Below are 4,344 nucleotides of genomic sequence, written 5' to 3'. Positions count from 1 at the left end.
TTCCTGTAGATATTTACCCTAACTTTTACACAAACGATACCAGCGGACATGATATTATTTTGATAAAAATGATTTATAAATGTTGTCTCATACCATTTGATGATTTATCTAATATAATTTAACCTCTATTTGTAGTAAATAATTACTTGGTCAATACATTATTTACAGACTTCAAACAGGATAAAATGCAAATTTAAGATTTTCTAATTGAGCTTCACAGGCGATCGCTAAAATATCTCCGATATAATTCACATAAAGGCATGACTGAATTACCTTGAAATTTTACTAATCCCATACTGCGTAATTTAAAACCTTCTTTTGTACCTATAGGTAAGGGGTAGTCTACAGCAAGAATTTGTTTAATTGCTATTAATAACTCCAGGTTTTCTTCAAGATTATTTAAGTGGCGACGGAGGTGGTCAGAATAGGGTCCTTCTTCTGTAGGAGCGACCTGTAATAGTTTTTCTAGAGTTATTCTTTTACGGGCAATATAATACAAAGCTTGACGGACTAAATAAGGATGTCCTCCTACCATTGCCATTAATTCTTTTATCTGTTCTGAAGACCATTCTAAATGATGTAATTTTACCAAATTTTCTACTTCTGCGGAGTTAAGTTCTCGTAATTCTATAGGTAAACCAACATTAAAAGGTGACTGATTAATATTTAGGGGAATATACACTTCTTTAGAATGTACAATTACTAACCTTAACTTTTGCCAGACTGCCTCATTTTTACCCCGTTCATGCCAAGTTCTGAGCAAGGCAAAAAAGGAAGTTGCAATTTCTGGATGTTGAAAAACTTGGTCTACTTCATCTAAGCCTAAAGCTACAGGAGTAGAAATTTCTGACAGTAGATATCTTTGAAAATAATTTGTACATTTGTTTTTACTTCCTAATACTCCTTGCCAATATTCAGACAATTTTTCTTCGAGACTAAGTTCATTAGTAATACTGGCACAAAACCACTGTAAAAATAAATCGAGATTAGTCAGAAACTCTTCATCTGCTGACTGAAAATTTAAACAAGCTTTCCGATATCCTTGCTGTTGAGCATAATTCAAAATTCGACTCATTAAAGAGGTTTTTCCCATTTGTCGAGGTGCTTTAACTCGAATTAATGCTCCTGGATTTAGAATAGTTTCATAACACTCTGACTCTATGGGATACCGCTCTATATAAAAGGGAGAATTAAGTGCTACTTGACCAGAGGGGGTATCTAATAGTAACTCTTGTTGATTTGAGTTTTGGTATTGTTGAGAAACTAAGTTATTAGAGGAAAAATCAAGATGTTGATTATTGATTTGTGAATTGCCTGGTTGTGTAACCTCGCAATTAATAGGTGGTGATATTATGATTGTTTTGCATTGTTCCTGCTGCTTGCTAAACTCAGTTAATTCTAGTCTAACTTTCCGCAGAGAATTCTCTAAATCTTCTAAGGTTAATTTAGCGGATGGTAGTTGTTGATTAATTATCCCTAAAAAATCAGACTCAAAAACTTCTTTTACCAACTGATTTTGCTGCATTTCTTGGAGAAAATTAATCGCCACTAAATTTAATAAACCATCCACATTATCTTGAAGTTTTTCTAAATATCCATCTGGTTCATTTCCCTCAAGTAATACCTGGATAAATCTTTGACATAAATTATGAATTTTATCTGCTGGAGGCAGAGGAATTAATAAACAACTTATATCTTCTGTAAAACTTGTCAGAGATTCTGCTTGATTTAGATTTTTTAGTTCACTTCTTAACTCAAATAATTTTTGATTAACCCAACCTAAAGTTTCCCGTTGTTGCTGAGAGTGAAATGGTGAATATTGAATAAGTGTGGGAAAGGAACCTCCTATCTGATTTCGATATTCAATAGCAATTTTCTCTTGTGCTCTTAGTAATGATTTACTCGTAACTCTGTAGAGTTCATAATTGACAGAAGTGTTATTTTCCCGGAGGCGCTTAATAAAAGATTCTAGACTACTTTGAAAAATATTAAAATCACAACTTATATCGTGACTAACCAAACCAATAGTTGCCTTTAACAAAATCCAATTAAACATCCCAGAAATAGGCTCAATATTGCCCTGCAAAACTCGTAAAGCTACTGCTGCATCAGAGTAACGTTGTTTCCAATTAACCCTAACCATTTTTGTTAAAAAATTAGCCATATTTTCACTTATATTAGGAGCTAATTTTTCCAGGTCTATTTCCCCTAATTCATCTTGGATAAAATTCCTCGGTGTAACTCCTGTCAAAGCTTGAATTGCCGTAATACCAACTGCATAAATATCGCTAGCAAATTGTGGTCTTCCTTGAGCTTGTTCCACAGGCATATAACCAGGAGTACCCACTGCAATTGTACTACTAGATTGCCCCAGAGAATTAACAACTATATTACTTACTTCTTTAACTGCACCAAAGTCAATTAACATTAATTTTTCATCACGGTTACGTCGCATAATATTCCCTGGTTTAATATCTCGATGAATCACCCCATTTTGATGTACAAATGCCAAAACTTCTAAAATTTCTGACAAGAATTTTTTGACTTTAGCTTCACTCCAAGCTTGGTTCATTTCTTCGTTTAAGTCGTGACCTCTTATTAGTTCTTGAACTAAATAAAATTCTTGATTATGTGCAAAATAAGCATATAAAGTAGGAATTTGATTGTATTTCCCAAGTCGGTTAAGAATTTGACCTTCTTGTTGAAATAACCTCTGGACTTGTTGATGTTTAATTGTCGGTTTGAGTCGTTTAACAACACACCGAGGTTTGGGATTTTCTGGTATATCTATATCTTCAGCAATATAAGTTTCTCCAAACCCACCCCCGCAACCTAGTTGTTCGATAATTTTGTAATGTTGTCTTAGAGTTTGATTAATCAGAGAATTATTTTCAGACATTTCAAAAGAGAAATAAATTACTTCATTATAATAGTTCTTTAACATAAGAAGTACAGTTTTAGATCCCCCCCTGCCCCACTAAAAAAGGGAGGAGCCTTCAAAGTCCCCCTTTTTAAGGGGGATTTAGGGGGATAGTAAATGTACCTCATAACTGTGGGAATTGCTATATTTACTATCTTAAGTTAAGTATTATATCGCAATTCCTATACTCGTGAGGTCAAAAATTCCACTGCTTTTTCCTATAGAATATAATCAATAAATTTATGTTTTTTTACTCGTATTTTAATGATGAGCGATCGCCGTTACTTTTTAAAATTCTTAGGTCTAAGTTTATTGGCAACCCAACTTACTGCTACCAAAAAGCCTTCCCGAAATTTTGCGTCAGCAGTATCACCTCTACCCATCCTCAAACCACCCCGCCTTAAAGTTGGTGATACTGTAGGGGTAGTTAGCCCTGCTAGCATGATTTTCAAACATGAACTTAAATACATCAATTTAGTTTTAGGGCAACAAAAATTAAAAGTCAAACTTGCCACCCACGCTCTAGATAGATATGGATATTTAGCAGGTAAAGATATAGATCGCGCTGCAGATATTAATGCCATGTTTGCGGATGACGACGTAAAAGCATTGGTGACAACCACAGGTGGTTGGGGTAGTAGTCGCATTTTGCCATTATTAGACTATGACTTAATTCGGAAAAATCCCAAAATCATCATAGGTTATAGTGATATTACTGCTCTGTTATTGGCGATATATGCTCGCAGTGGTGTAGTGACATTTCACGGTCCCTTTGGTACATCTATCTGGAATAAATTTTCTGTTGGTTATCTCAAAGATATACTGTTTGAAGGAAAGGCGATGACTTTGCAACCTCCCCCGAATATTGTGAAAACTATTACAAGTGGAAAAGGGCGGGGGCGACTGGTGGGGGGAAATTTGTCTGTATTAACGGCGATGGTGGGGTCGAATTTTTTGCCAGACTGGCGAGGGAAAATTTTGTTTGTCGAGGATATCAGAGAGGATGTTTATCGGATAGATCGAATGTTGACTCATTTGAGTTTAGCTGGCATTTTGCAACAGTTGGAGGGTTTTGTGTTTGCCAGATGTACTCGATGTCTGGATGAGGAAGATGATTTTCCCACGTTAACTTTATGGCAGGTTTTATTAGATATTATTCAACCTCTAGGTATTCCGGCTTGGTATGGTACGGCGATCGGTCATATTCGGGATAAATTTACAGTGCCATTGGGAGTAGAGGTAGAAATTGATGCAAGTCGCGGTACAATTAAAATGTTGGAAAGTGCTGTTGTTTTGTAGGAGTTAGGAGCAAGAAGAGAGGATATAAAGGTATATTGTAATGGTAGTTCATTGTAATTATTTGTGTTATAATCAGGACTTACGCAAAGACACTATATATAGCGTATGCCAAATAGAGCGATGTA

At 35.2% G+C, this 4,344-nt stretch carries 2 protein-coding genes; one reads left to right on the top strand and one right to left on the bottom strand.

The genetic code is table 11. The annotated features are described in order from the left end of the window. Positions 1-214 precede the first annotated feature (214 nt). A complete protein-coding gene (locus ACP6PL_RS11825; protein ID WP_426545458.1) occupies positions 215-2,899 on the bottom strand; it encodes an AAA-like domain-containing protein in 2,685 nt (894 codons plus the stop codon). A gap of 285 nt (positions 2,900-3,184) precedes the next feature. On the opposite strand from ACP6PL_RS11825, the gene ACP6PL_RS11820 reads away from it, so the two are divergent. Further along, positions 3,185-4,219, top strand: coding sequence for a S66 peptidase family protein (locus tag ACP6PL_RS11820; protein ID WP_426545457.1), 1,035 nt, complete (start codon positions 3,185-3,187; stop codon positions 4,217-4,219). Positions 4,220-4,344 lie beyond the last annotated feature (125 nt).

It is taken from the genome of Dapis purpurea BLCC-M126 (assembly GCF_050015975.1).
Lineage (GTDB): Bacteria > Cyanobacteriota > Cyanobacteriia > Cyanobacteriales > Microcoleaceae > Trichodesmium.
This window is presented reverse-complemented; position numbering and strand designations above follow the sequence as displayed.